The following is a 25,424-nucleotide window of genomic DNA, read 5'->3' as shown; positions in this document are numbered from 1 at the left end:
CGGCGCGTCCGCATCGAAAGGCCCGCCATGCTCGACCACGCCACCGCCCCGAATCCGACGCCGCTGCCCACAGCCTCGCAACTGCCCCCGCCCTGCCGTGACGAGGTGGCCGTGGTGCAGCAACTGCTGGCCGGCCTGCGCGCCGCCGGCGGGCTGGACTGGTCGGCCGTGGTCGACCGCGCCCGGCCCTGGGTGCAGGCGGTGCGCGACACGCCGGCACCGTTCTGGGCCATGGAATCGCTGCTGCGCGAGTACCCGATCAGCAGCGCCGAGGGCCTGGCCCTGATGCGCCTGGCCGAGGCCCTGCTGCGCGTGCCCGATGCCGAGACCGCCATCGCGCTCACCGCCGACCAGCTGGGCAAGGCCGACTTCAGCCAGGCGCAGAGTGAAGGCTCTCCGCACAAATTGCTGGCCGGCATCTCGGCCAGCGCCATCGGCCTGGCCAAGCGCATGCTGCCCGGCCACAGCGGTCAGGGGCAGGACGCCAAGCCCGGCCTGATCGACCGCCTGGGCGCACAGACCGTGGTGGCCGCCACGGTGCGCGCCATCCAGCTGCTGGGCAAGCAGTTCGTGCTGGGCCGCCACATCGCCGAGGCGCTGGGCGAGGCCGCTTCGCAGCGCAAGCAACAGGCGCAGCTGACCTTCTCGTTCGACATGCTGGGCGAGGGCGCGCGCACCGCGCACGATGCCGAGCGGTACCTGGCGGCCTATGCACACGCCATCGCCACCATCGGCCAGGCCGCGCGCGGTGCCGGCCCGGCGCAGCGCGATGGCATCTCGATCAAGCTGTCGGCCCTGCACCCGCGCTACGAGGAGGCCCAGATCGACCGCGTGATGGCCGAGCTGGTGCCGCGCGTGGCCGGGCTGATCGATGCCGCCGCCGCCGCCGACATCAACCTGACCATCGACGCGGAAGAGAGCGACCGGCTGGAGCTGTCGCTGGCCGTGTTCGATGCGCTGGCCGCCCAGGTGCAACGCCTGCACCCGCAGTGGCGCGGCTTCGGCCTGGCCATCCAGGCCTACCAGACGCGCAGCCGCGAGATGATCGACGCGGTGGCGGCGATTGCCCGCACCCGTGGCCTGCGCTTCATGGTGCGGCTGGTGAAGGGCGCCTACTGGGACGGCGAGGCCAAGCGCGCACAGGAGCTGGGCCTGGCCGGCTACCCGGTGTTCACGCACAAGCACCACACCGACATCGCGTATCTCGCCTGCGCCCGCGCGCTGCTGGGCCACCGCGGGCTGATCCTGCCGCAGTTCGCCACGCACAACGCCGGCACCATCGCGGCCATCCTGCAGATGGCTCAAGCTGAGCAGCACCTGCACGATGCCGATGGCCCCGGCTTCGAGATGCAAAGGCTGCACGGCATGGGCGAGGCCGTGTACCGCGAGGTGCTGGCCCGCGTGCCGGGCCTGCCGTTGCGCATCTACGCGCCGGTGGGCGAGCACCGCGACCTGCTGGCCTACCTCGTGCGCCGCCTGCTGGAGAACGGCGCCAATTCGTCCTTCGTGCACCAGCTGGCCGACGACCATGTGCCGGTGGAGCAGTTGCTGCGCTCGCCGCTGCAGCCGGCCCAGCATGCCGGCCTGCCGGCGCCGGCCGCGCTGTACGGCAACAGCCGGCGCAACTCGGCCGGGCTGGACCTGGCCGTGCCCGAGCAGCGCGCGCCGCTGCTGGCCGCCGTGGCCGCACTGCGGGCGACCGGCGTGCCCGCCGTGCACGAAGCCGCAGCCGCCCAGGCCGCCGCCGCGATGGCCACGCTGGCCGCCGCCCAGCACGCCTGGAGCGAGCAGCCGGTGGGCCAGCGCGCCGCCGTGCTGCGCCGCGCCGCCGACCTGCTGGAAGCCCGCAGCGCCGCCTACTGTGCGCTGCTGGCCGTGGAAGCCGGCAAGACCCTGCCCGATGCCGTGGCCGAGCTGCGCGAGGCGGTGGACTTCTGCCGCTACTACGCCGCCCAGGCCGACGAGCGCCTGGCCGAGATCACCCTGCCCGGCCCCACCGGCGAGCGCAACACACTGCGCCTGCACGGCCGTGGCGTGTTCGTGTGCATCTCGCCGTGGAACTTCCCGCTGGCCATCTTTGCCGGCCAGGTGGTGGCCGCGCTGGTGGCCGGCAATGCCGTGGCCGCCAAGCCGGCCGAGCAGACGCCGGCCGTGGCCGCCGCCTTCACCGCACTGCTGGTGGAAGCCGGCGTGCCGGCCGATGCCCTGGCCCTGCTGCACGGCCCCGGCGAGACGGTGGGCGCGGCCCTGGTGGCCCATCCGCTGTGCGCCGGCGTGGCCTTCACCGGCAGCACGCAGGTGGCCAAGATCATCCAGCGCACGCTGGCTGCCGGTGACGGCCCCATCGTGCCGCTGATCGCCGAGACCGGCGGCCTGAACGCCATGGTGGTCGACAGCAGCGCGCTGCCCGAGCAGGTGATCGATGCCGTGGTGCGCAGCGCCTTCCACTCGGCCGGCCAGCGCTGCTCGGCGCTGCGCCTGCTGTGCGTGCACGAGGCCGTGTCCGACGGCGTGATCGAGATGCTGGCCGGCGCCATGGCCGAGCTGCGCCTGGGCGCGCCCGGCGAGCTGGCCACCGATGTGGGCCCAGTGATCGATGCCGAGGCACACGCCCACCTGTCGCGCCATGTGGCGCGACTGGAGCGTGAGGCGCGGCTGATCGCCCGCAGCCCGCTGCCGGCTGCGCACGCGGCCACGCACATCGCCCCGGTGGCCTTCGAGCTGGCCGCGCTGGAGGATCTGCGCGAGGAGATCTTCGGCCCGGTGCTGCACGTGGTGCGCTGGAAGGGCCCGGTGGAGGCGCTGGTGGCGCGCATCAATGCGCTGGGCTACGGCCTGACGCTGGGCGTGCAGACGCGCATCGACAGCCGCGCCGAGCGCATCGCCCGCCTGGCCCAGGTGGGCAACGTCTACGTCAACCGCAACATGATCGGCGCGGTGGTCGGCGTGCAGCCCTTCGGCGGCGAGGGCCGCTCGGGCACCGGCCCCAAGGCCGGCGGGCCGAACTACCTGCCGCGCTTTTGCGCCGAGCAGACGCTGACCATCAACACCGCAGCCGCCGGCGGCAATGCCGCGCTGCTGGCCGGGCTGGGCGAGATGGACTGAGCCACGCAGGCCGGTCGCGGCGCGCGACACGGACGGAGTTCACGCCCGGCGCCATCCCCCACGCATGGGCACAGGCCGCTGCGCGATACTGCCCGCCGCCTCAGTCTGTGCGCCCCGTGGCCCGGGGTGATCCGCCGCATGCCCTCCTTGCCCAGCTCCCGCCCGTCGTCGTCCCGTTCGTCCCGCGGCAGCGGCGCGGCCAAGAAGCCGCTGCTGGGCAAGACCGCCAAGATCGCCATCGGCGGCACGCTGGGCGCGGCGATGATCGCCGGTGCGGCGCTGCTGGCCCCCCGCCTGCTGGCCACCGAGGCCTCGCAACTGGCCAAGGCGCGCGAGCTGATCACGCAGAAGTCGCCCGAGTCGGCCAAGGTGCAGCTGAAGTCGCTGCTGCAGGAGCACCCGCAATCGCCCGAGGGCCGCTTCCTGCTGGGCAAGCTGCTGCAGGAGACCGGCGATCCGGCCGGCGCCGAGGCCGAGCTGCGCCGCGCACTGGAAGCCGGCCACCCCGACGTGGCCGTGCTGCCGGTGCTGGCCCAGGCCATGCTGGCCCAGGGCAAGGGCAAGCTGCTGGTGCTGCAGTTCGGCAAGACCGAGCTGCCCGAGGCGCTGGCCGACGCCGAACTGAAGACCGCCATCGCCCAGGCCGAGGCCGGCGACGGCGACCTCGGCGCCGCCGAGGACGCGCTGGCCCAGGCCCTGCGCCGCGCCCCCGAGCTGCCGGCCGCCCGCCTGCTGCAGGCCCGGCTGACCGCCGCCCGCGGCGACCTGCCCGGCGCGCTGAAGCAGGCCCAGGCCCTGGCGGCCGCGCAGGCCGACAACGCCCAGGCCTGGGTGCTGCAGGGCGATCTGCTGCTGCAGCAGGCCGGTGTCGGCGGCGACATCGCCCCGGCCATCGAGGCCTTCCGCAAGGCGCTGGCCGTCGACCCCAAGCTGGTGCCGGCGCATGCCGCACTGATCAACCTGCTGCTGACCCAGCGCAACATCGACGCGGCCACGCAGCAGTGGGCGGCGATGGACAAGGTGGCGCACAACCAGCCGCAAACGCTGTTCCTCGAGGCCGTTCTGGCCGACCAGAAGGGCGACAGCAAGCGCGTGCGCGAGATCACCCAGCTGCTGCTGCGCGGCGCCCCCAACAACCCGCGCGTGCTGCTGCTGGCTGGCCAGGCCGAGCTGAAGCTGGGCGCCCCGGCGCAGGCCGAGGCCCTGCTGGGCAAGGCCGTCACCGCCGCGCCCAAGGCCGCGGCCCCGCGCCGCCTGCTGGCCACCGCCCAGCTGCGCGGCGGCCAGGCCGACAAGGCCCTGGCCACGCTGAAGTCCCTGCTCGACGGCGCCACGCCCGATGCCGACGCGCTGGCGCTGGCGGCCCAGGCCCATCTGATGAAGGGCGACAGCCAGGCGGCCGAGGCCGAGTTCGCCCGCGCCAGCAAGCTCAAGCCCGACGACACCCGCCTGCAGACGGCACTGGCCGTGGCCCAGCTGTCCAAGGGCAAGGACGCCGCCGGCTTCCAGGCCCTGGAGGACATCGCCGCCAAGGACAAGGGCACCACCGGCGACCTGACGCTGATCAGCGCCCGCATGCGCCGCAACGACCTGGCCGGCGCGCTGAAGGCCGTGGACGCCCTGGCCGCCAAGACCCCCAAGGAGCCGCTGGCCGACCAGCTGCGCGGGCGCATCGCGCTGCAGGGCAAGGACACCGCCGGCGCACGCAAGCACTTCGAGGCCGCACTGGCCAAGCAGGCCGACTACCTGCCCGCCGTGTCGGGCCTGGCCATGCTGGACCTGGCCGACAAGCAGCCCGACGCCGCCCGCGCCCGCTTCACCAAGCTGCTGGAGGCCAACCCCAAGCACGTGGGCGCGATGCTGGCGCTGGCCGAGATCAACCTGCGTGCCGGTGGCAAGCCGGCCGACACCCAGAAGTGGCTGGACGATGCCGTGAAGGCCGACCCCGCCGACACCCGTGCGCGCGGCCTGCTGGTCGACCACCATCTGGCTCAGCGCGACACCAAGCAGGCACTGGCCGCCGCCCAGGCGGCGGTGAGCGCCCTGCCCGACCAGCCCGAGCTGCTGGATCGACTGGGCCGGGTGCAGCTGCAGGCCAACGACGCGCAGCAGGCCGTGGCCACCTTCGGCAAACTGGCCCAGCTGCAGCCACAGTCGCCGCTGCCGCAGCTGCGACTGGCCGATGCCCACATGGCGGCGAAGAACCCCGCGGCCGCCGCGGTGGCGGTGCGCAAGGCGCAGGAGATCGCACCCGACGCGCCGCAGGTGCAGCAGGCGCTGATGACGCTGGCGCTCAACGAGGGCAAGCCGGACCAGGCCATCGCCGTGGCGCGCAAGGTGCAGGCCCAGCGCCCCGACGACGCAGCCGGCTTCATCGCCGAAGGCGACGTCGCGCTGCGCGCCAAGCAGTTCGACACCGCGATCGCCGCCTACCGCAAGGGCCTGAGCCGCAAGCAGCCGGCCGACGCGGCCCAGCGCCTGCACGTCGCGCTCACCGCGGCCGGCAAGAAGGCCGACGCCGAGAAGGTGGCCGCCGACTGGCGCCAACAGCATCCCGAAGACCTGGGCTTCGTGCTCTACCTGGGCGACGTGGCGATGGGCAGCAACGAGCTGCCCAAGGCCGAACAGCTCTACCGCAGCGTGGCCGACAAGCAGCCGCGCAACGTGGTGGCACTGAACAACCTGGCCTATGTGCTGGCCGCGCAGAAGAAGCCCGGCGGCGTGGCCCTGGTCGAGCAGGCGCTGAAGCTGGCACCCGACGCGCCGGCGATGCTGGACACGCTGGCCTTCGCACTGGCCGCCGAAGGCCAGCTGCCCAGGGCGCTGGAAGTGCAGGCCAAGGCCGTGGCCGCCGCGCCCGAGGCGCACAACTTCCGCCTGCAACTGGCCCGGCTGCTGCTGCAGAAGGGCGACAAGCCCGCCGCACGCGCCGAGCTCGACAAGCTGGTCAAGCTGGGCAAGGACTACCCGCGCCAGGCCGAGGTGGCCGAGCTGCTCAAGCAGGCCAGCTGAGCGGCCAGCCGGGCCCAGGCTCAGTCCGGCCCTGCGTAGCCCAGACTGCGCAGGTAGGCGCTGACCATGTCGGCCATGGCGTCGGCGCGGGCGCGGATCTGCGCCGCGCTGCGCGGCTGGGCCGAGAACTGCTGGCCCACGGCGCCCAGCATGTCCATCAGCAGGGCGGCGGCCTCGCGTCGCTGGGTGGCGCTCGCCTGCGGTAGCAGCGCGCGCACGAAGGCCTTGAACTCGCGCTCGCCAGCCGCCTTGCCCGCCGCGGCCTCGGGCGCGTCGCGGTACAGCGGCGCGGCATCGTGCAGCGCGGTGCGCATCGCCGCCTCCTCGCACTCCGAGCGGATGAAGGCGTGGATCAGCGTGCGCAGGCGGCGCAGCGGCGGCTGCGACCCATCCGACAGGATCAGGCGCAGCTGCGTGCTGGTGGCCTGCCACTCGTCTTGCTGCAGGCGGAACAGGATGGCCGCCTTGTTCGGGAAGTACTGGTAGATCGAGCCCACGCTGACGCCGGCGCGCTCGGCCACGCGCGCGGTGGTGAAGCGTTGCGCGCCTTCCCGGGCCAGAACCTGAACAGCGGCCTGAAGAATGGCCGCCACCAGCTGGCTGGAACGGGCCTGCTGGGGCAGCTTGCGCGAGGAGAGCGAGGGGGTGGAACGGCTGGCCATGGGATGCGAGGCGGAATGCGACTTTCGAACCTGACGGATTCGTCACATTATCGACATCCTCGATCCACTGCATTCCAAGGACCCGCCATGAGCACCCTCACCTCTGCCCCCGTGGCCCCGCTGCTGGAGCGCCTGTTCACCCAGGCCGATGCCCAGCGCCCGCGGCTCGACGCCCTGATGGCCGACCTGCCGGCGCCCGAGCAACTGCGCCTGCTGCGCAGCCGCGACGACTGGCAGACCGTCTACGGCCAGCTGAAGGACTTTGCGCTGCCGGTCTCGCGCGAGACCGGGCGGCTGCTGTACCAGCTGGCGCGGGCCTGCGGCGCGCGGCACATCGTCGAGTTCGGCACCTCGTTCGGCCTGTCGACGCTGCACCTGGCGGCTGCGTTGCGCGACAACGGCGGCGGCCGGCTGATCACCACCGAGTTCGAGCCGGCCAAGGCCGAGCGCGCCCGCGCCCACCTGCAGGCCGCCGGCCTGGACGATCTGGTGGAGATCCGCGTCGGCGATGCGCTGCAGACCCTGGCAGCCGACCTGCCCGAACGCGTGGACCTGCTGCTGCTGGACGGCGCCAAGGCGCTCTACCCCGATGTGCTGGCGCTGGTGGCAACGCGGCTGCGGCCCGGCGCCTTGATCGTGGCCGACAACGCCGACCACAGCCCAACCTACCTGGCACGCGTGCGCGATGCGGCCCAGGGCTACCTGTCGGTGCCGTTCGGCGACGAGGTGGAGTTGAGCCTCAAGCTGAACTGAGCCGCAGGCTCAGCCCAGCGCCTCGTACACCCGCCGCCGCCACAGGAACCAGAACGGGTTCCAGAAGCCCATGAAGCGCTGGGCCATCACCACGCCGATGACGCGGCGCTGCGGGTGGATGAACCAGTGCGTGCCGGCCAGGCCGCCCCATTGCAGCTCGCCCACGGCGGCCTCGGGCGCCAGCGCCGAGGCGCTGCGCGTCACCGCGCCGGCCAGGCCGAAGCCCAGCGTCGGGATGGTGCCCATCATCGCGAAGCGCACACAGCGCTCGGCCGGCAGCTGGTCGGTGTACATCGCCGCCAGCGTGGCCGGCTTGAGTAGCTGGGGCACCCGGCCGCCGGGTACGTCGGCCACCCGCCGGGCGGGTGCGGGCCGGCTTGGGGCGGCCCGGCGCTCGGCCCGCTCCGCGCCGTCGTCGTCTGTCTTGGCCGGCAGCAAGGCACGCAGCAGGGCCAGCATGTCGGCCTGGGTGCTGAACAGGCCGCCGGCGCCCGACTGGCGCGGCACCGGCTTCAGGTAGGCCTCGGGCCAGGGCGTGTCGTTCAGCCGGCGCAGGCCGCTGGCCAGCACATTGGCCATGTCGCCGGCGTACAGCGCGGCCAGGCGCGGCGCCTGATCGGGGCGCAGCACGAAGCCGGTGTCCACCATGCCCAGCGGGCCGAACAGGCGCTGCTGCAGCGCGTCGCCGAAGGTCTGACCGGTGACCACCTCCACCAGCCGGCCCAGCACGTCGCAGCCCAGCGCATAGTCCCAGCCCTCGCCGGGCTGGAACTGCAGCGGCAGCGTGGCCAGGCGCGGCACCAGTTCGGCCAGCGCCGTCTCGTGGCTGCGCAGGCCGCGCGCCACATAGGCCTCGTGCAGCGGCGTGCCGGGTTCGAACACGCCGTGGCTGAAGCCGGCCTGGTGCGTCAGCAGGTGGCGGATGGTGACCGGCCGGGCCAGGGCCTCGGTGTCGTCCAGCATGCTGGCGCCAGGGCGCATCACGCGCAGGTCGCGCAGCGCCGGCAGCCACTCGGCGATCGGGTCGTCGAGGCCGAAGCGGCCCTCGTCGTGCAGCATCAGCACCAGCACCGAGGTGGCCAGCTTGCTGTTCGAGAAGGCGCGGTGGATGGTGTCCAGCCGCAGCGGCGTGCCCGCTTCACGGTCGGCCTGGCCGGCGACGAATTCGTCGACCAGCGCGCCGTCCACCATCACCGCCGCGCTGGCACCGGCCAGGCGCTCGTGCTTGATCTCGGCGCGCAGCACCGCGTGGGCGTCGGCGAAGCGGCTCATGCCGCCAGACTCCAGTCGCCAGCCACGGCGCCCTGCGCACGGCCATCGCCCTGCAGCTTCAGCAGGTGGGCGCGCAGCGAGCGCAGCGCCACCGCATGCAGCGCCGCCGGCGTGTCGGCATACACGGTGGCCAGCAGCACGCTCTCGGCCTGTGGCGCGGCGGTGAGTGCGGCCAGCACCTTGGCCTCGCGGCCCAGGCGGTGGGCGATGGTCTTGCGGATCACCGCATGCGGCTGCTCGATCAGGAAGCCGTGGCCCGGCGCCAGCCAGTCGAGGTCGACATCGAGCAGTTGTTCCAGCGAGCGCAGGTACACCGCCATGTCGCCATCGGGCGGGTTGATGACCACGGTGCTGCCCTGCATCAGGTGGTCGCCGGTGAACAGCAGCTTTTCCTCTTCCAGCAGGTAGCACAGGTGGTTGCTGGCATGGCCGGGCGTGTGGATCACGCGCAGCGTGACGCCAGGGCCCAGGTTCAGCACCTCGCCGCCGCGCAGCGTGTGCGTGGGCTTGAAGCCGGTGTCCTGCCACTCGGGGTGCGCGGCCACCAGGCCGTAGGTGGGCGCGCCGGTGGCCTCGCGGATCGCGGCCACGGCCGGCGAGTGGTCCTTGTGGGTGTGCGTGACCAGGATGCGCGTGATGCGGCCCGGCGCGGCATCGAGCAGCGCACGCACATGGGTGGCGTCGTCGGGGCCGGGGTCCAGCAGCGCCCACCCGTCGCCGTCGGGCGAGCCGATGAAGTAGGCATTGGTGCCCGGCCCGGTCATCAGGCTGCCGTTGGGGGCCACCACGCGCAGCACGCGCGGGCTCAGCCACAGCGGCTCGCCGGGGATCAGCTCCACCAGGCCGGTGCCGCGGCCCTCGGGGTCGACGCGGCCCAGCTCGGCGAACGGCCAGTCACCGGGGTTGACCGGCTTGCGGCCCTTGGCGGCGCGGCCGATGCGCGGCCGGATGGTGGGCACCTGCGGCTGCGCACGGGCCCAGGCGATGGCCTCGGCCGCGGTGCTGAACGCGCCCAGGGCCTTCAGCGTGATCTCGGTGACGTTGAGCAGCTTGAAGCCGCGCGACAACGCCTCCTTCGGCGTCAGCCACATCAGCTCGGCGGTCTCGGTGGCATCGGCCACGGCGGTCTGGCCGGCCGGCGCCTCGGTGATGAAGAAGCGCGTGTCGAAGATCTTGGGCATGCCTTTCGGCGTGATCCAGTGGCTGTGATAGGCCAGCCGGTCGGTGGCCAGCTGGACGCCAAAGCGCTCGCACACGGCCTCCATGCCGATCTCGTTGGCATGCAGCGCGCGGCGCATGGCCACCACCTCGTCGGGGTTCAGCCGGTGCAGATCGACCAGGCCGCCCTCGTCGTCGTTGGCGAACAGCAGGCCGGCTTCCTCGAAGCATTCACGCACCGCCGCCACCCAGTAGTGCAGGCCGTCGCGTTCCAGGCCCATGCGGGCGCTGGCGGTGGCGTCGTCGATGCCGCGGCAGCGCGCGTAGTGGCCGCGGTCGCTGGCGTCCAGCAGGCCGCCGGGGAACACCGCCGCGCCGCTGTTCTGGTCGCCCGGGCGCTCGGCGCGCTTGAGCATCAGCACCTGCAGGCCGGCCTGCGCGTCATCGCGCAGCACGATCAGCGAGGCGGCCGCGCGCGGCTTGGGTTCTTCGGTGGGGATGGGCAGATCAGGAAGCGTGGCCATGCCGATCATTCTCCAACCACGGCACCGCTGGCACGCAGCGCGGCGATTTCATCCCCACTGAATCCGGCCTCGGTCAGCACCGCGCTGCTGTGTGTGCCGGCGGCCACCGGTGGGCGCGGCGCATCGGGCTGGCTGCGGCTGAAGCGCGGCGCCGGCGCCGGCTGCACCACGCCGGCCACATCGACGAAGCCGCCACGCGCCGCGGCGTGGCCATGCTGCTGCGCCTCCTGCAAGGTGAGCACCGGCGCGAAGCACACATCGGTGCCTTCGAGCAGCGTGCTCCATTCGTCGCGGGTCTTGGCCGCGATGGCGGCGGCGATGGCTGCACGCAGCTCGGGCCAGCAGCGGCGGTCGTACTGGCGTTTGACGAAGCCCTCGTCCAGGCCGATGCGCTGCACCAGCTCGGCAAAGAACTTGGGCTCCAGCGCGCCGATGCTGACCCATTTGCCGTCGGCCGTGGCATAGGTGTCGTAGAAGGGCGCGCCGCCGTCCAGCAGGTTGGCCGCACGCGCTTGCGTGTTCCATTGCCCGCCCGCGGCCAGGCCGTGGAAGATGCCCATCAGCGCCGAGGCGCCGTCCACCATCGCCGCGTCCACCACCTGGCCCTGGCCCGAACGGCTGCGTTCGAACAGCGCGGCCACCAGGCCGAAGGCCAGCAGCATGCCGCCGCCGCCGTAGTCGCCCACCAGGTTCAGCGGCGGCACCGGCTTGTCGGCGCCGCCGATGGCGTGCAGCGCGCCGGTCAGCGCGATGTAGTTCAGGTCGTGCCCGGCGGCCTGGGCCAGCGGCCCGGTCTGCCCGAAGCCGGTCATGCGGCCGAACACCAGGCCGGGGTTGCGCGCCAGGCACACCTCGGGGCCTAGGCCCAGGCGCTCGGCCACGCCGGGGCGCCAGCCCTCGATCAGCACATCGGCGCGGTCGATCAGGCGCAGCGCGGCGTCGCGGCCGGCGGCCTGCTTGAAGTCGAGTGCCACCGAGCGGCGGCTGCGGCCGGCCACGTCGAATTGCGTGGGCATCGGCACGCCCAGGCCGCTGGGCTCGGTGCGGTCGATGCGGATGACATCGGCGCCCAGGTCGGCCAGCAGCATGGCGCACATCGGGCCGGGGCCGATGCTGGCCAGTTCGATCACGCGCAATCCAGCCAGGGGTCCGTTTGCCATGGGGCGTCTCTCTCCAGAACAGGGGGCGGCCGCGGTCGCGGCGGGGGCTGGCGGGCAGTGTGCCGCAGCCCCGGCGCTGGCCGTGTCCAGCACGGGACGCACCGCGCTGCGGAAAACCCGGGCCGCGCCGCGGGCGCCGGCCGAGGCCGGCTCAGGGCACGACCGGGGCCGTGCCCTTGCGCGCCTTCAGCCAGGCCAGCTTGGCGGGCGACAGCTCGCGCAGCGCCTGCGCCGCCAGCGGTTCCAGCGCATCGCGCCGGGCGCGCAGCTGGGCCGCATCGGCCAGCCGCCCCTGCGCCTCGCGCACCAGGGCCAGATTGCCCAGCGCGCTGCCGTCGTCGGGCTGCAGCGCCAGCAGCTGCTCGAACACCTCGCCCGCCAGCGCCACCTGGCCCGCCCGCTGGTAGACCACGCCCAGGGTGTTGCGCGCGGCCAGGTAGCCGCCGTCCTGGCGCAGCGCCTCGCGCACCCACCAGTAGGCACCCGCCACGTCGCCGGTGGCCAGGGTCTCGGCGGCGCGGTTGTTCAGGTACATGGCCAGCACCCGGCGCTCGTCGATCGGCCGGGTGCGCAGGCCCCGCAGGTCCACGCCCGGCAGAAAGTCAACCATCAGGCTTTCGTCGGTGCCCACGCGCCAGCCCGCGCGGCGCACCGGCGTGCCCAGGGTCAGGTTGACATGGCCGCTGCGCAGCACCAGCCCGCCCTCACGCCGCCATTGCGCTTCGACCAGGGCCTCGTTGAACACCACCGAGACGCCCAGCTCGCGGGCGAAGGCCGCCGTCATCAGCACCAGCGACAGGCAGTTGCCGGCCCGGTCGTCGAAGGCCTGGGCGGCGGTGCGGGTGGTCTGGGCCTCGTACTCCAGCCGCAGCCCGCTGCGCGTGGCCAGGGCATCGACCAGCGCACGCGCCGGGCCGGTGCCGTCGAAGCCCGCGGCCCGCAGCTGGGGCAGGTAGGCGCGCATGGCCGGGCTGAGCGCCAGCGCCTCGGCGGCCTGCGGCGGCCGCGCCGGGGCGGCGAACAGCGCATCGGCCCACGGGGGATCGGCCGGCGCGGCGCCCGTCACGGTCATCGGCGCACAGCCCCCCAGGGCGAGCAGCGCGCCGGCCAGGGCCAGCGCGGTGGCGGTGTGTGCCCAGCGGGTGATCAGGCGCCGTGTCATCGCAGCACTCCCGCGGCCATCGGGCCGCGCCGGCAAGCTTACGCCGATGCGCCGGGGTTGTGGGTCGCCGTGAGCGTCGCCTTGCGGCCCGGCCGGCGCGTCAGGCCAGCTTGGCGCGCATCGCGTCGATCACGGCCTTGTAGTCGGCCTGGCCGAAGATGGCGCTGCCGGCCACGAAGGTGTCGGCGCCGGCATCGGCCACCTGGCGGATGTTGTCGACCTTGATGCCTCCGTCCACCTCCAGCCGGATGTCGCGGCCCGAGGCCTCGATCAGGCGGCGGATCTGCTCCACCTTGCGCAGCGCCGACGGGATGAAGCTCTGGCCGCCGAAGCCGGGGTTCACGCTCATCACCAGGATCAGATCCAGTTGCTCGATCGTCCACTCCAGCACGTCGATCGGCAGCGCCGGGTTGAACACCAGGCCGGCCTGGCAGCCCGCGGCCTTGATCAGCTGGATGGTGCGGTCCACGTGCGTGCTGGCGTCGGGGTGGAAGCTGATCAGGTCGGCGCCGGCCTTGGCGAAGGCCTGGGCCAGCGCGTCCACCGGCTGCACCATCAGGTGCACGTCGATGGGCACCGGCGTGCCGTCGGGCTTGACCGCGTGCTTGCGCAGCGCCTCGCACACCATCGGCCCGAAGGTCAGGTTGGGCACGTAATGGTTGTCCATCACGTCGAAGTGGATCCAGTCGGCGCCGGCGGCGATGACGTTGCGCACCTCGGCGCCGAGCTGGGCGAAGTCGGCCGAGAGGATGCTGGGGGCGATGCGGTAGGGGCGGGTCATGGCGCGGCGGCTGAAAACAGTGGCAACGGTGGGGAACTCGGGACGCCGGTCGGGAATCCCTCGGTCTCCGGCACGCGATTTTCGCAGCCTTCCTAGAATCAGCCGCATGGCACGACCTGAATTCACCAGCACCGTCGCGGTTCGCCCGCTGCCCGAGCAGACCGATCCCGCCGAGGAGCGCTGGGGTTTCGCGTACACGATCACCATCACCAACACCGGCACCGTGCCCGCGCAGCTGATCGCGCGGCACTGGGTCATCACCGACCACCGCGGCCAAACGCAGGAAGTGCGCGGCCTGGGCGTGGTGGGCCACCAGCCGCTGCTGCAGCCGGGCGAGCAGTTCGAGTACACCAGCTGGGCGCAGATCGCCACGCCGCAGGGCTCGATGCGCGGCGAGTTCATCGGCATCACCGAGGACGCCCAGTGGTTCAACTCGGCCGTGCCCGAGTTCATGCTGGCCGACGCGGCCATGCTGCATTGACGACGGCTGCCGCCTGGGACCTCACCGCCCTGGTGAATGCGGCCGATCCGGCCGCGCCGCGCCCCGAGCGGCACCTGTGGCTGATCCGCCTGACCGAGTGGCTGCGCCACGGCCGTGACGAGCCGGGCGCCGATGGCGACGCCACGCCGCGCCCGGTGCTGCGCCTGAAGCACCTGCTCAACATGCTGGAGCGCAACCCCGCGCCACGCGAGCGCGTGGTGGCGCTGCTGGGCCGGCTGTGGCGCGAGAGCGATGTGGCGGCGCTGTTCGCCGACTTCGGCTTCACCGCCCGGCGCGATCTGGGCGGCGAGATCGCCGAGCGGCTGCGCCTGCGCCTGCTGCCGGCCACGCCCGACACCGATGACCTGGCGGCGCTGTTCGGCCTGCTGTTTCCGCAGGCGGGCGATGCACGCTGGCTGGCCGCCATCGACGCCACCACGCTGGGCCGGCTGGCGGCGCTGTTCTCGGCCGCGCGGGCCGAGGGTGCCGCCGATGCCAGCGCCGCCGACTGGCGCACGCCGCTGCTGCGGGCCATGACCTGGCTGGTCAGCAGCATCCGCGCGGCTTCGTTCACGCCGACGCTGCGCCAGCGCATGTCGGCCGAGCTGCTGGTGGATCAGCCCTTCGAGCAGCTGGTGCGCCGCGCCGAAGCCCTGGCCGATGCGCTGCTGGCCGGCGATGTGCAGCGCACCGCGCAGGAGGCCAACCTGCTGCGCGCGCTGCTGCAGCGCGGGCGCGAGGCCGCCGACAGCGTGCACGCCCACCTGGAGGCGCACGGCATCTCGGTGAACATCCTGTTCGAGCTGGACCAGCTGCGCGAACGCACGCTGCGGCTCGAAGCGGTGCTCGACCTGCTGCTCTCGACCGCGCCCGCGCCGCTGCTGCAGCAACTGGTGGTGGACCTGGTGACGCTGTCGCAGCAGCGGCGCAGCCTGCGCGCACTGCTGGGCCGGCAGTACTCGCTGCTGGCGCGCAAGGTGGCCGAGCGCCATGCCGAAACCGGCGAGCACTACATCACCCGCACCGCGGCCGAGTACCGCGACATGCTGCGCGCCGCGCTCGGCGGTGGCGCGGTGATCGCCGGCACCACCTTCGCCAAGTTCGCGCTGATGGCGCTGGGCCTGGCGCCGTTCTGGGGCGGGTTTGCCGCCGGCCTGAACTACGCACTAAGCTTCGTCATCGTGCACCTGCTGCACTGGACGGTGGCCACCAAGCAGCCGGCGATGACCGCGCCGGCCATGGCCGACAAGCTGGCCGCCGTGAAGGGCGACGGCCACGACGAGGCGGCCATCGAGTCCTTCGTCGACGAGGTCACGCACCTGGTGCGCTCGCAGATCGCCGGCATCGCCGGCAACCTGGCCGCCGTGACACCGCTGGTGCTGCTGGCGCAATGGCTGGCCTGGCAGGCCGCCGGCCGGCCGCTGGTGGGCGCCAAGGACGCGGCCTATGTGCTGCACGCCATCACGCTGCTGGGCCCCACGGCCTTGTATGCCGCGTTCACCGGCGTGCTGCTGTTCGCCAGCAGCCTGGTGGCCGGCTGGGTCGAGAACTGGTTCGTCTACCACCGGCTGCACAGCGCGCTGGCCTGGCACCCGGCCATCGTGGCGCGGCTGGGCGCGCCGCGCGCCGCACGCTGGGCCGGCTGGTGGCGCGCCAACATCTCGGGTCTGGCGGCCAATGTCAGCCTGGGCCTGATGCTGGGCGTGGTGCCGGTGGTGCTGGCCTTCCTGGGCCTGCCGATCGAGGTGCGCCATGTCACGCTGTCCACCGGCCAGCTGGCCGCCGCCGCCAGCACGCTGGGCTGGGACACGCTGCAGCAGCCCGCCTTCTGGTGGTGCGCGGCGGGGCTGGCGGTCACCGGCGTGCTGAACCTGGGCGTGAGCTTCGGCCTGGCGCTGGCCGTGGCGCTGCGCTCGCGCGGCATCGCCGGGCTGGACCGCCGCCGCATCGTGGGCGCCATCTTCCGGCGCCTGCGGCAGGCGCCGCGCAGCTTCGTGCTGCCGCCGCGCTGACCACTCCCGCGAACGCGGGACGGCAGCGCGCTGCGCCGGCCAGCGTGACGCTCCTCACGGCAGGAATCAACGCCCACCACGCCGGCGTGCCCAAGCCCCCTGTCGGCCCGGCAGGTGGACTTCTAGAGTGCGATCCACGTCGTTGGAACCCGCACACCATGAACAAGATTTCCGGACTTTCCGCGGCGCTGGCCGCGAGCGCCGGCGCACTGGCCGTCGCGCCCGCGCAGGCTGCCCCGATCACGCTGTCGCACAGCGTGACGCTGTCGACCCTGCTGCAGCAAGGCCAGTCGGCCAACCTCAGCTTCGACATCAATGCCTTCCTCACCGCCCAGGGCCACAGCGCCAGCGAGGTGGTGGGCGGCGAGGTCTCGGTCTTCGGCTTCTCGGATGCCAGCTATGCGCCGGGCGGTGTGTCCGCCGACTACAACGTGCAGACGGTGGGCGCCGGCTCGCATCTGCACACCTACAGCTACCGCGCCTACTACAGCTACAGCTACACCTGCGGCTCGTGGTTGAACAAGCGCACCTGCTACGGCGGCGGCTGGTACTACGCCTACGCCACCCAGAACATCCCCGACTACGCCCGCTATGCCGACCGTGACATCTACCAGGTCGATGCGGTGGCCGACCAGATGCGCCTGACCGTCGGCGGCACGGTGCTCACCGACACCGCCGACACGCGCACGCAGGGGGCCGGCAACTTCGGCGCCTACCTCTACGACGGCTTCGAAGGCTGCTACACCACCGAGTGCTCGCGCACCTCGCTGTACCACCGTGAGCGCAACGTCTACAGCGCCATCGGCGGCGAGCTGGCGCTGACCGCGTCGCTGGATCCGGTGGCACTGGCGGACCTGCAGGGCGACGGCGTGCTGGGCCTGAACATCGCCGCACCGGTAGGCCAGTTCGGGTTGCGTTCGGTCAGCTTCAGCCTGCTGCTCAACGAGCCCATGCTGCTGCCGGTGAGCGCACCGCTGTCCGGCACGACCGGTGGCTCGGTGCCCGAGCCGGCCGGCGTGGCCCTCACCGGCGTGGCATTGGCCGCGGCCCTGGCGGCCGGCGGCCGTCGCGTGCGCCAGCGCGGCCGCAGCGCCGCCACCACGCCGCCGGGTGCCGTGGCCGACGACGATGGCGACGGCGATGGCGTGACCGCGCTCGCCACCCGCCACGGCACCCCCGCTGGCCGATGAGCACGGACAGCGCCGCCCGGCGCTTCGCGCTGAACCCGCAAGCCCGCGTGCAGGTGCAGACGCTGTCCAGCGGTTGCCCGGTGCTGGTCATCGACGATGTCTACGCCGACCCGATGGCGGTACGCGAGCGTGCGCTGGCCGGCCGCTTCGACAACTCCACCGCCTACTACCCTGGCCTGCACGCCGCGCTGGACGAGACCGAGCGCGCCGCGCTGCTGCCGCCGCTGGTGCAACTGCTGGCCGTGCTGGGCAGTGCGCGCTGCACACCGGCCGACATCGCCACCGACTTCTCCATCGTCACCACGCCCGCCAGCGAGATGCTGGCGCTGCAGAAGCACCCGCATGTGGATGGCACCCCGCTGGCCGGCGTGTGCTACCTGAACCCCGACTACGAGGTCGGCACCAGCTTCTTCCGCCACCGGCCCACCGGGCTGGCCTTCGTGCGCGACGAGGCCGAAGGCGAGGCCTACCACCGCTGGCTGGACGCCCATGGCGACGCCACCCAGCCCAGCTCCTACGCCGTGGCCGACGACCACACCTGGGAACACCTGCACACCACGCAAGGGCGCTTCAACCGGCTGGTGATGTACCCCGGCACCGCTTTTCACTCGATCGCGATGACCGATGTGGCGCGTAACCTCTCGATGAACTCGGCGCGGCTAACGCAGCGCTTCTTCGTCCACCGGGCCGACCGCGCGTAGGCCCCGCCCCGGCGCGCCGGGCCCACCGCATGACCCAAGCCATCCGCTCCATCCTCATCGTCGGCGGCGGCACTGCCGGCTGGCTGGCCGCCACCTACCTGCAGCGCACGCTGTGCGGCGACCCCGCGGCGCCGGTGTCCATCCGGCTGGTGGAATCGCCCGAGGTGCCCACCATCGGCGTGGGCGAGGCCACGGTGCCCACGCTGGCCGCCACCTTGCACGCGCTGGGCATTCCCGAGCCGCTGCTGTTCGCGCGGACCGAAGCCACGCTGAAGAACGGCGTGCGCTTCATCGGCTGGCGCCAGGGTGGCGACGCCGCCAGCGACCGCTTCGACCATCCCTTCGATGTGCCGATGATGCATGAGGGCTACTCCAGCCTGGTGCATTGGCTGAACCTCACCCAGCGCGGCCTGTTGCGCGCACCGATGGGTGACTGCTGCTCGGTGCAGACCGCGCTGATGGAAGGCCTGCGCAGCCCCAAGCTGATGGACTCGGCGGGCTACCTGGCACCGGTGCCCTACGGCTACCACATCGATGCCGGCCTGCTGGCCGACCTGCTGCGCGAGACCGCCGTGGCGCGTGGCGTGATCCACACGCCCGGCACGGTGAGCGCGGTGCACACCGGACCGGAGGGCATCAGCGGCCTGATCCTGGCCGACGGGCGCCCGCTGCAGGCCGACCTGTACGTGGACTGCACCGGCTTTGCCGGCCTGCTGATCGACCGCGCCCTGGGCGTTCCATGGCTTTCGTACGCCGACCACCTGCTGTGCGACCGCGCTGTGGCCTGCCCGGTGGCCCATGAAGACGAGGCGCCGGCGCTGCGCCCCTACACCACGGCCACCGCCGAGGCCGCTGGCTGGCGCTGGGAGATCGACCTGCAGTCGCGCCGCGGCACGGGCTACGTCTACGCGTCGGCCCATTGCAGCGACGACGAGGCCGTGGCCACGCTGCTGCGCAGCCACGGCAGCCGCACGCGCCTGGCCGACCCCCGGCTGCTGCGCATGCGCATCGGCCATCGCGCCCGCGTGTGGGAGAAGAACTGCCTGTCACTGGGTCTGGCCTCGGGCTTCATCGAGCCGCTGGAATCCACCGGCATCTACCTGATCGAGCATGCGCTGATGCAGTTCGTCGACTACCTGCCCGGGGCTGGCAACAACAGCCGGCGCCAGGCCACCTACAACCGCCTGATCGGTGACCTGTACGACGAGCTGCGGGACTTCATCGTGATGCACTACGTGCTGTCGCAGCGCCGCGACACGCCCTTCTGGCGCGAGGCCACCGACGCGGCCCGCATCAGCCCGGCCCTGGCCGATCTGCTGGCGCTGTGGCAGGAGAAGGTGCCGCAGGCCACCGACATCAACCGCCGCATGTCGCTGTTCAGCGCCAACAACTACTTCTACATCCTGGCCGGCATGCACCAGCTGCCGCTGGCCGGCGCCGCACAGGGTGCGCACATCGCCCCGGACCGCAGCGACGCCGCGCTGCGCCAGGTCGCGGCTGTGCGACGCGCCGCCCTGATGCAGTCGCCCACGATGGCCGACTACGCGCGCAAGCAGCGTGGCGCCGCAGCACATGCGCCGGCGGGCGCACTGCGCAGCGCACCGGCCGGCGCCTAAGATCGGGCGATGCCTGCCATCGCCCCGGCGCCTGCCGCCCGCCCCCCCGCCACCGTCACCACCGCCGCCGGCCACGAACCCCGCATCGCCACGCTGGCCAACGGCGTGCGCCTGGCCTGCGTTCATGTGCCGCAGGCCGAGACCGCCAGCGTCAGCGTGTTCGTGCGCGCCGGCAGCGGCCACGAGAGCAAGCTCACCAGCGGCCTGAGCCATGTGGTCGAGCACATGGTGTTCAAGGGCACGGCCACGCGCAGCGCCGAGCGCATCAACCTCGATGCCGAACGCCTGGGCGCCGAGGTCAATGCCCACACCGACAAGGACCACACCGCTTTCCACATGCGCGGCCTGGCGCGCGATGTGAGCGGCTTCATCGCGATGCTGGGCGACATCGTGCTGGCGCCCAGCTTCCCCGAGGACGAGTTCGAGCGCGAGCGCCAGGTGCTGCTGCACGAGTTCACCGAGGACGAGGACGACCCGGTCTCCACCGCCTTCAAGCTGTTCGACCACGCCAGCTGGGGCGCGCATCCGCTGGCCCAGCCGGTGATCGGCACGCGGCGCAACATCGAGCGCTTCAGCCGCGCCGACCTGGTCAACCATGTGCAGCGCCAGTACGGTGGCCCCAACATCGTGGTGGCCGTGGCGGGGCCGGCGGATGTCGACACGCTGACACGCGATGTCGAGGCCGCCTTCGGTGCCGCGCCCGCGCTGGCCCCCAACACCATCACCACGCCCACCTTCGGCGGCGGCATCCGCAGCAAGGCCATGCCCGGCAGCAGCCAGAGCCACCTGGTGATGGGCTTCGCCGTGCCCGGCCAGCAGGCCGGCGATGCCACGGCGGCCGTGGCCGCCGCGCTGTTCGGCGAGGGCATGAGCTCGCCGCTTCTGGGCGAGCTGCGCGAGAAGCGCGGCCTGGTCTACTACGCCGCGGCCTCGGCCGATGTGCTGGATGCGGCCGGCCAGTTCGTCGTCGAGGCCAGCACCGCGCCGGCGCAGCTGGACGAATGCCTGACCGAGCTGGCGCGCCAGCTGGCGCTGCAGGCCGAGCGCATCACGCCGGTGGACCTGGAGCGCGCCCACAACCAGCTGCTGGTGCGCCGGCTGCGCGCGCTGGAGGAACCCGCGCGCCGGCTGGAGAGCGCGGCGCTGGACCTGTTCATCCACGGCCGCGCGCGCAGCCTGGCCGAGTGGCGCGACACCATCGCCGCGGTGGACGGCGAACGCGTGCGCGCGCTGTTCCAGCGCATGCTGGCCGCCGGCCCGGCGCTGGCCGTCAGCGGCAAGGTGCCGCGCGGCCTGCGCGAGCGCGTGCGCACGCTGCTGGCAGCGCAGGGGCTGCGCTGCGATTGACGCGGGGCGTCAGGCCTGGCGCCAGTCCTGGCCCGGCACGATGCGCTTCATGAACTGGTCGAACATCGGCACGGTGAACGCCGTGTCGCCATGGTTCGGACTCCAGATCATGCCCTTGGCGATCAGGGAACTGCGCGTGGGTGCCAACTCGGTGACTTTGGATCCATAGCACGCAGCAATGTCACCCGACCGATGCGGTCCGGGGCCAAGCTCGGCCATGGCGCGCAGATAGCGCTTTTCCTTGGGCGTCGACCGGTCGAAGCGGACGCGAAAAAAGCTTTCGTCCAGTGCCGCCACCGCCTCGGGTGAGGCGCGCTGTACGTCGGAGGCCGTGATCGGAGAACTGGCAGCCACCTCCCACGTGAAGTAGCCCCATTGCTGCAGGAAGTAGGCATAGCCCTCGGTCACCTGGATCAGGGCCTGCATCGCATCGGGTTGAATGGCCACGCCCTCGGCCTGCAGCGGGCGGCAGATGGCCAGTTCGGCGGCGGGCATGGGCAGCGGACCGATTTCGGGGAAATTGAACAAGCGCTCGGCATACGACTTGGCGTTGCCCATGCGCCCCCGCAATTGCGGCAAGCCCGCCCCCACCAGAACCACCGGCAGTTGCTGCTGCTCGGTACGGTGCATCGCCGTGATCAGCGCGGCCAGTTGCACCTCTTCGACATACTGCAGTTCGTCGATGAAGATGCCAAGCGCCGTCTTGGCGGCCTTGGCCGCCCGCCCGACTTGTTCGAACAGGGCCTGCAGATCGTGCTCCAGATCCCCGTTGTCGGCCAAGCCGGGCTCGGGCTCGTAGTCGAAACCCACCTCGATGTCGTTGTACGTCACCTTGAGCTTGCCAGCAAAGCCCGCCAACGCACGCAAACCGCGAACCGCATAGTCCTTGGCCGCCTGCAGATGACTCAGTCGCAACAAGGCCTGGCGCAGTTGGGGCGCCAGCAAGGCCGGAAGCGACTGCCCTTCTCGAGCCTCGATGCGCACGGTCTGAATCCCTGCAGCCTCGGCGTCGGCGCGCACCCGGTCAAGCAGAACCGTCTTGCCGACGCCCCGCAGGCCGACCAGCATGGCGCTTTTGGCTGGTCGCCCGATGCGCGCCCGTTCCAGGGCGATCCGCAATGACTCCCGCAACTCGTCGCGGCCAGCCAGTTCCGGTGGCGGCGTGCCCGCGCCCGGTGCAAACGGATTTCTGATCGAGTCCATGGCAACAGATTATATGAATCTTTTGAAAGTTATCTTCATTCGATAACTATTCAAAGATTTGCATAAACAGCTGTTGTGCATCCCTCCCGGCCCCAGCCTGTCAGGCCAGCAGTCCCTGCACGCGTGCCCGCAGCACCGGCAACGTCACCTCGTCCGGCGCCAGCGGCGCGCCGGCCGCCAGGCCCACCGGGCTGAACAGGCCGCGGCGGAACGGGCTGACCATCGCGCGGCCGCCGTCGATGCGCGAGAAGAACGAGCCCCACAGATTGCTCAAGGCCACCGGCACCACCGGCACCGGGCGGCGCTCCAGGATCTTCATCACGCCGCCCTTGAACTCGCCGAGCTGGCCGTCGCGGGTGATCGCGCCTTCGGGAAAGATGCCCAGCAGGTCGCCCTCGGCCAGCACCTGGTCGGCCGCGGCCAGCGCGGCCTCGTAGGCGGCCGGGTCTTCGCTGCGCGGCGCGATGGGAATGGCCTTGGCCAGGCGGAACAGCCAGCCCAGCACCGGCACCGCGAAGATGCGGTGGTCCATCAGGAAGCGGATCGGCCGCGGGCTGGCGGCCATCAGCAGCACGGCATCGACATAGCTCACATGGTTGCAGGCGATCACCGCCGCGCCGCTGACCGGGATGTGCTCGTCGCCCGTCACGCGGAAGCGGTACACACAGCGCGAGAGGATGAAGGCCACGAAGCGCAGCAGGTACTCGGGCACCAGCAGGAAGATGTACAGGCCCACCACCGCGTTGGCCAGCGCCGTGAGGCCGAACACCTGCGGCACCGTGAAGCCGGCCGACAGCAGCGCGCCCACCAGCAGGCTGCTGACGATCATGAAGATGGCGTTGAGGATGTTGTTGGCCGCGATGATGCGCGCGCGGTGGCTGGGCGGCGAGCGCAGCTGGATCAGCGCATACATCGGCACGCTGTACAGGCCCGCGAACAGCGACAGCGCGAACAGGTCGGCCAGCACCCGCCAGTGCGCCGGCTGGGTCAGGAAGGCGCCCAGCGTCATCAGTTCAGACGGCGGCAGCGCGCGCGAGGCCAGGTACAGATCGCCGGCGAACACGCTCATGCCGATCGCCCCCAGCGGCACCAGGCCGATCTCGACATGGCGGTGGCTGAAGGTCTCGCACAGCAGGCTGCCCACGCCGATGCCCAGAGAGAACACCACCAGCAGCGCAGAGGCCACATGCTCGTTGCCGTGCAGCACCTCCTTGGCGAAGGACGGGAACTGCGCCAGGAACACCGCGCCGAAGAACCACATCCAGCTGATGCCCAGCAGCGAGCGGTAGACCACGATGTTGCCGTGCGCCAGCCTCAGGTTGTGCCAGGTCTCGGACACCGGGTTCCAGTTGATCGCCAGCCCCGGCTCGGTGCTGGGCGTGACCGGCACGAACTGGGCCGTGAGCCGGCCCAGCGCCGCCAGCGCCAGGCAGGTCAGCGCCACGGCCTCGGCCGCGGGCAGCCAGGCGTCGTCGGGCAGGGCGATCAGCACGCCGCCCACCACATTGCCCAGCAGGATGGCCACGAAGGTGCCCATCTCGATCATGCCGTTGCCGCCGGTGAGCTCGCGCTCGCTCAGGTGCTGCGGCAGGTAGGCGTACTTCACCGGGCCGAACAGCGTGCTGTGCAGGCCCAGCAGGAAGATGCAGGCCAGCAGCACCGGCACCAGCTTCAGGAACAGGCCCGCCGTGCCCAGCGCCATGATGGCCAGCTCCAGGCTCTTGACCAGCCGCGTCAGGCGCGCCTTGTCGAACTTGTCGGCGATCTGGCCCGAGGTGGCCGAGAACAGCAGGAAGGGCAGGATGAACACCGCACCGATCACCAGCCCGGCCATGGCCGGCGGCAGCCAGTCCACGTGGACGCGGTAGGTGACCAGCATCGTGAACGCGAACTTGAAGACGTTGTCATTCGCCGCGCCCAGGAACTGCGTCCAGAAGAAGGGCGCGAAGCGGCGCTGGCGCAGCAGCGCGAACTGGTTGGGTTGCGGGTCTTGGTGCACGGCCGGTGCTCCTCCTCTGTCTGGGCGGGGCTGTTTATCGCACGACTGTGACGGCGCCCGCGAGGCCCTCGTCGCGCAGCCAGCGGAACATGGCGTCCGCCGTCACCGTGCCGATGCGGCCGGCCAGGCGCTCGCCGGTGGGGTGGTCGTCGAAGGCCACATGGGCCATGGCCAGGCGCGCCCCCAACCGCGTGAAGGTGTCGAGCTGGATCACCGGCGGCACGAAGCCGCGCTGCTGCAGCCAGGCCTGGGCCGCATCGCGCGTGCCGGCGGCGGCATCGGCCGCCAGCATCTCCAGCGCCCACTGGTTGCTCTGCTGGTAGCGCTGGCCCCAGGCGTAGGACACCATGCTGTAGCGCACCTCGTGCAGGCGCACCGCCTGGGCGTCGTCGCGCAGCCGGGGCAGCAGCTGCGCCTGCAGCGCGGGCGACAGCGGTGCGAAGGCCGCCTCGTAGCGGTGCGGCCGGTCGAGGAAGAACTGGCCCAGGCCCTGGCGGTAGACGGCCGACTCGGCCGTGCCGCAGTGGTTGAGCTTGTGCAGCACGCGCCAGACCGCCCGGCCTCCGGAACCGTCTTCCGGCTGGCGGTAGGCCAGGCCCACGTGCGACCAGCGCAGGCCGTGGCGCGACAGGTCCTGCCCGGCGCGGGCCAGCAGCACCACCTCGGCGCCGCTGGCCTCCAGGCGCTGGCGCACCGATTCGGCCAGCGCCAGGCCACGCGTCACGGCCTCGGTGCCGGGCGGCGTCTCGTCGCAGGCCTGGCCGGCTGCGGCGGTACGTGCCCCGGCCAACAGCAGCAGGGTCAGCGCCAGGGTCAGCAGAGGCCACCGGCGGCTCATCGCGACACCCGCTCGTGGTGCAGCAGGGCCCGGCCCGCCTCGTTGGGGATGAAGCACAGCGCGCGGCCGGCCTGCGACAGCAGCCAGCCCGAGGCCAGCGCGCTGACCGTGACCACCGCACCGCTGGCCACCAGCGCGCCGCCGGCCAGGCGCAGCGTCAGCCGCACGCCGTCGGACGCGCGCTCCAGCACCCACACCGTGCCCTCGGCCGAGGCCGTCACTGCCACCACGGTCAGCACCGCGCCGCCCGACAGCACCGCCGACGGGGCGGCCACCACCACCGCCACCGGCAGCAGCGACAGCGCGCTGCTGGCCTCCGACGCGCCGCCCTGCGCGCGCGGGCTGACCACCGGGGCGGCGGCCAGCACGGCCGCCAGCAACAGGTTCAGGCAAGGGGTCTTCATCGTGAACTCCGGTGCGATGCATCGCGGTTGGAACATGGCCCCCA

The 25,424-nt window shown here is 72.3% G+C and carries 19 protein-coding genes; 9 read left to right on the top strand and 10 right to left on the bottom strand.

The window, feature by feature from the left end; translation table 11 throughout:
* Positions 1-27 precede the first annotated feature (27 nt).
* Both putA and prsT read left to right on the top strand, forming a co-directional pair.
* Entirely contained in the window at positions 28-3,105 is a 3,078-nt protein-coding gene (gene putA, locus AACH10_RS23770) for a bifunctional proline dehydrogenase/L-glutamate gamma-semialdehyde dehydrogenase PutA (RefSeq protein WP_341413036.1), read from the top strand.
* A 147-nt stretch (positions 3,106-3,252) separates the two neighbouring features.
* Positions 3,253-6,117, top strand: coding sequence for an XrtA/PEP-CTERM system TPR-repeat protein PrsT (gene prsT / locus AACH10_RS23765; RefSeq protein WP_341413035.1), 2,865 nt, complete (start codon positions 3,253-3,255; stop codon positions 6,115-6,117).
* A gap of 20 nt (positions 6,118-6,137) precedes the next feature.
* Here prsT and AACH10_RS23760 read toward each other — a convergent pair whose 3' ends face one another.
* Positions 6,138-6,779 carry a TetR/AcrR family transcriptional regulator gene (locus AACH10_RS23760; RefSeq protein ID WP_341413034.1) on the bottom strand — a complete coding sequence of 214 codons (642 nt, stop codon included), beginning with the start codon at positions 6,777-6,779 and terminating at the stop codon, positions 6,138-6,140.
* An 87-nt stretch (positions 6,780-6,866) separates the two neighbouring features.
* Here AACH10_RS23760 and AACH10_RS23755 point away from each other — a divergent pair, with 87 nt between their 5' ends.
* A complete protein-coding gene (locus AACH10_RS23755) occupies positions 6,867-7,532 on the top strand; it encodes an O-methyltransferase (RefSeq protein WP_341413033.1) in 666 nt (221 codons plus the stop codon).
* A 9-nt stretch (positions 7,533-7,541) separates the two neighbouring features.
* Here the strand turns inward: AACH10_RS23755 and AACH10_RS23750 are convergent, their stop codons facing one another.
* The 5 genes from AACH10_RS23750 to rpe all read right to left on the bottom strand — a co-directional run bounded on the left by AACH10_RS23750 (position 7,542) and on the right by rpe (position 13,589).
* Positions 7,542-8,804, bottom strand: a complete 1,263-nt coding sequence (locus AACH10_RS23750; protein ID WP_341413032.1) for a serine hydrolase domain-containing protein — start codon at positions 8,802-8,804, stop codon at positions 7,542-7,544.
* Positions 8,801-10,486 carry an MBL fold metallo-hydrolase gene (locus AACH10_RS23745; RefSeq protein WP_341413031.1) on the bottom strand — a complete coding sequence of 562 codons (1,686 nt, stop codon included), beginning with the start codon at positions 10,484-10,486 and terminating at the stop codon, positions 8,801-8,803. Before AACH10_RS23745 ends, AACH10_RS23750 begins: the two co-directional genes overlap by 4 nt.
* Before the next feature lie 5 nt (positions 10,487-10,491).
* Positions 10,492-11,646, bottom strand: a complete 1,155-nt coding sequence (locus tag AACH10_RS23740; protein ID WP_341413030.1) for a CaiB/BaiF CoA transferase family protein — start codon at positions 11,644-11,646, stop codon at positions 10,492-10,494.
* 151 nt (positions 11,647-11,797) lie between these two features.
* On the bottom strand, positions 11,798-12,808 hold the full coding sequence (locus AACH10_RS23735) for a hypothetical protein (RefSeq protein WP_341413029.1): 1,011 nt from the start codon (positions 12,806-12,808) through the stop codon (positions 11,798-11,800).
* Positions 12,809-12,908: 100 nt separating this feature from the next.
* Positions 12,909-13,589 carry a ribulose-phosphate 3-epimerase gene (rpe, locus tag AACH10_RS23730; RefSeq protein WP_341413028.1) on the bottom strand — a complete coding sequence of 227 codons (681 nt, stop codon included), beginning with the start codon at positions 13,587-13,589 and terminating at the stop codon, positions 12,909-12,911.
* A gap of 106 nt (positions 13,590-13,695) precedes the next feature.
* On the opposite strand from rpe, the gene apaG reads away from it, so the two are divergent.
* The 6 genes from apaG to AACH10_RS23700 all read left to right on the top strand — a co-directional run bounded on the left by apaG (position 13,696) and on the right by AACH10_RS23700 (position 20,936).
* Positions 13,696-14,070 (top strand): Co2+/Mg2+ efflux protein ApaG, encoded by a 375-nt coding sequence (gene apaG, locus AACH10_RS23725; RefSeq protein ID WP_341413027.1) that lies wholly within the window; start codon positions 13,696-13,698, stop codon positions 14,068-14,070.
* Positions 14,067-16,082, top strand: a complete 2,016-nt coding sequence (locus AACH10_RS23720; RefSeq protein WP_341413026.1) for a site-specific recombinase — start codon at positions 14,067-14,069, stop codon at positions 16,080-16,082. The genes apaG and AACH10_RS23720 overlap by 4 nt, the downstream gene beginning before the upstream one ends.
* 158 nt (positions 16,083-16,240) lie before the next feature.
* The gene (locus tag AACH10_RS23715) at positions 16,241-17,272 is read left to right on the top strand and encodes a hypothetical protein (protein ID WP_341413025.1); all 1,032 of its coding nucleotides are present in this window, start codon (positions 16,241-16,243) and stop codon (positions 17,270-17,272) included.
* Positions 17,269-17,973, top strand: coding sequence for a DUF6445 family protein (locus tag AACH10_RS23710; RefSeq protein WP_341413024.1), 705 nt, complete (start codon positions 17,269-17,271; stop codon positions 17,971-17,973). The genes AACH10_RS23715 and AACH10_RS23710 overlap by 4 nt, the downstream gene beginning before the upstream one ends.
* A gap of 29 nt (positions 17,974-18,002) precedes the next feature.
* Positions 18,003-19,589, top strand: coding sequence for a tryptophan halogenase family protein (locus AACH10_RS23705; RefSeq protein ID WP_341413023.1), 1,587 nt, complete (start codon positions 18,003-18,005; stop codon positions 19,587-19,589).
* A 9-nt stretch (positions 19,590-19,598) separates the two neighbouring features.
* Entirely contained in the window at positions 19,599-20,936 is a 1,338-nt protein-coding gene (locus tag AACH10_RS23700; RefSeq protein WP_341413022.1) for a M16 family metallopeptidase, read from the top strand.
* Positions 20,937-20,945: 9 nt separating this feature from the next.
* On the opposite strand, the gene AACH10_RS23695 is transcribed toward AACH10_RS23700, so the two are convergent.
* From AACH10_RS23695 to AACH10_RS23680, 4 genes are all read right to left on the bottom strand, one after another.
* On the bottom strand, positions 20,946-22,139 hold the full coding sequence (locus AACH10_RS23695) for an ATP-binding protein (protein WP_341413021.1): 1,194 nt from the start codon (positions 22,137-22,139) through the stop codon (positions 20,946-20,948).
* Between the two features lie 100 nt (positions 22,140-22,239).
* Positions 22,240-24,138, bottom strand: coding sequence for an MFS transporter (locus AACH10_RS23690; protein WP_341413020.1), 1,899 nt, complete (start codon positions 24,136-24,138; stop codon positions 22,240-22,242).
* 34 nt (positions 24,139-24,172) lie between these two features.
* Complete coding sequence (locus tag AACH10_RS23685; protein WP_341413019.1) at positions 24,173-24,976, bottom strand: DUF2145 domain-containing protein; 804 nt, start codon at positions 24,974-24,976, stop codon at positions 24,173-24,175.
* Entirely contained in the window at positions 24,973-25,380 is a 408-nt protein-coding gene (locus AACH10_RS23680) for a hypothetical protein (RefSeq protein WP_341413018.1), read from the bottom strand. The genes AACH10_RS23685 and AACH10_RS23680 overlap by 4 nt, the downstream gene beginning before the upstream one ends.
* Between the last annotated feature and the right edge of the window lie 44 nt (positions 25,381-25,424).

This window comes from Pseudaquabacterium inlustre (assembly GCF_038066595.1).
Lineage (GTDB): Bacteria > Pseudomonadota > Gammaproteobacteria > Burkholderiales > Burkholderiaceae_C > Pseudaquabacterium > Pseudaquabacterium inlustre.
This window is presented reverse-complemented; position numbering and strand designations above follow the sequence as displayed.

Bases quoted from the DNA above. Each gene is read 5' to 3' on its own strand.
- AACH10_RS23710 (WP_341413024.1), top strand. From the start codon at position 17,269: ATGAGCACGGACAGCGCCGCCCGGCGCTTCGCGCTGAACCCGCAAGCC.
- AACH10_RS23705 (WP_341413023.1), top strand. From the start codon at position 18,003: ATGACCCAAGCCATCCGCTCCATCCTCATCGTCGGCGGCGGCACTGCC.
- AACH10_RS23715 (WP_341413025.1), top strand. From the start codon at position 16,241: ATGAACAAGATTTCCGGACTTTCCGCGGCGCTGGCCGCGAGCGCCGGC.
- AACH10_RS23755 (WP_341413033.1), top strand. From the start codon at position 6,867: ATGAGCACCCTCACCTCTGCCCCCGTGGCCCCGCTGCTGGAGCGCCTG.
- AACH10_RS23740 (WP_341413030.1), bottom strand. From the start codon at position 11,646: ATGGCAAACGGACCCCTGGCTGGATTGCGCGTGATCGAACTGGCCAGC.
- AACH10_RS23735 (WP_341413029.1), bottom strand. From the start codon at position 12,808: ATGACACGGCGCCTGATCACCCGCTGGGCACACACCGCCACCGCGCTG.
- AACH10_RS23685 (WP_341413019.1), bottom strand. From the start codon at position 24,976: ATGAGCCGCCGGTGGCCTCTGCTGACCCTGGCGCTGACCCTGCTGCTG.
- putA (WP_341413036.1), top strand. From the start codon at position 28: ATGCTCGACCACGCCACCGCCCCGAATCCGACGCCGCTGCCCACAGCC.
- AACH10_RS23760 (WP_341413034.1), bottom strand. From the start codon at position 6,779: ATGGCCAGCCGTTCCACCCCCTCGCTCTCCTCGCGCAAGCTGCCCCAG.
- AACH10_RS23695 (WP_341413021.1), bottom strand. From the start codon at position 22,139: ATGGACTCGATCAGAAATCCGTTTGCACCGGGCGCGGGCACGCCGCCA.
- AACH10_RS23700 (WP_341413022.1), top strand. From the start codon at position 19,599: ATGCCTGCCATCGCCCCGGCGCCTGCCGCCCGCCCCCCCGCCACCGTC.
- apaG (WP_341413027.1), top strand. From the start codon at position 13,696: ATGGCACGACCTGAATTCACCAGCACCGTCGCGGTTCGCCCGCTGCCC.
- AACH10_RS23750 (WP_341413032.1), bottom strand. From the start codon at position 8,804: ATGAGCCGCTTCGCCGACGCCCACGCGGTGCTGCGCGCCGAGATCAAG.
- AACH10_RS23680 (WP_341413018.1), bottom strand. From the start codon at position 25,380: ATGAAGACCCCTTGCCTGAACCTGTTGCTGGCGGCCGTGCTGGCCGCC.
- AACH10_RS23745 (WP_341413031.1), bottom strand. From the start codon at position 10,486: ATGGCCACGCTTCCTGATCTGCCCATCCCCACCGAAGAACCCAAGCCG.
- rpe (WP_341413028.1), bottom strand. From the start codon at position 13,589: ATGACCCGCCCCTACCGCATCGCCCCCAGCATCCTCTCGGCCGACTTC.